Consider the following 1,068-nt stretch of genomic DNA (forward strand, 5'->3'; position numbering starts at 1 on the left):
GTGCCCATGGAGTCGGCGGCGAGACCGGCGTGGCGGGCACCCGCGATCCACGCGCCGACGAGATGGTCGTGGCCGGCGACGACGACGTGCGCGCCCGCGCGCAGCCCGAGCCGGCGCGCCACCGAGCGGGACACGGCGCCCACGGGACGTCCCGGCGGGTGAACGTGCGGCATCTGCGCGGGAGTCAGCCCCGCCTCGGCGAGGAGTTCCGCGTTCCACACGCCCTGTCCGCAGCCCTGCGACGCCGGTTCCCAGGCCATGGTCCGCTGGGCGAACGTGGCGTCGGTGCCGACCCGTCCGGTCAGGGCTCGGGCCACCAGATCCGCGGCGCCCGCCCACTGCCGCATCCTGCTGAGCCGCTCCGGGTGGTGTTCGCGCAGCCAGCACCAGCGGGCGAGGGGGACCTTGGCGCTGGGCAACACGCCCGTACGCGCGTGCAGTTCGGCCCCTCCGCACCTGCGGCGCAACGTTTCGGCGTGAGCGGCGGGCGCCGGGTCGTGCCACGCGAGGACGGGGCCGATGGGTACGCCGTGCCGGTCGAGCGGCACACCGGTCTCGGCCATGCCGGTCAGTCCGACCGTGTCGGGGGCGCGTCCGGCCTGCCGTACGCAGTCGGTGAGCGCGCGCAGTGCCGTGTCCGTCAACTCCTCGGCGTCATGGGTCAGTCCACCGGGATCGCGGGGCGTGACGCGTTGGGCGCGTGCCAGCACGGTGCCGTCGGGGGTGCACAGCAGGGCCTTGCAGTGGGTGCTGCCGATGTCGATGCCGGCGAGCAGCGGCGTGCGGGCACGGGTGCGGGGGCCGTTTCCGGCGCGGGGGTTCAGGTCGCTGGTCATGTCACCTCCCCTCCGTCCTTACCCGTCCGCTCCCCTCCGCTCTCCCGTCGCGGCCTCCTCGTCCGTCTCGGTGACGTTCCCAACCGCCCCTGTCCGCACCGGAGTTCACGGTGTCAGCCGTCCGCTGCGGGCCACCCGCGCGACCGGTGGCCGCGGTGCAACCGCGCCGGCGGCGCGGCGAGTTCGGCGGGGACGACCTCCCGGCCGGGGTCGGTCTGCGGCGCCTCGGGCC

1 protein-coding gene is annotated in these 1,068 nt (G+C 75.7%); it reads right to left on the minus strand.

Annotation, left to right across the window (positions count from 1 at the left end; genetic code table 11):
• Nucleotides 1-836: FGGY-family carbohydrate kinase (locus tag AN218_RS36645; protein WP_244900414.1), on the minus strand; the 836-nt coding region annotated here is incomplete at its 3' end.
• Nucleotides 837-1,068: the final 232 nt, after the last annotated feature.

It is taken from the genome of Streptomyces nanshensis, assembly GCF_001751255.1.
Lineage (GTDB): Bacteria > Actinomycetota > Actinomycetes > Streptomycetales > Streptomycetaceae > Streptomyces > Streptomyces nanshensis_A.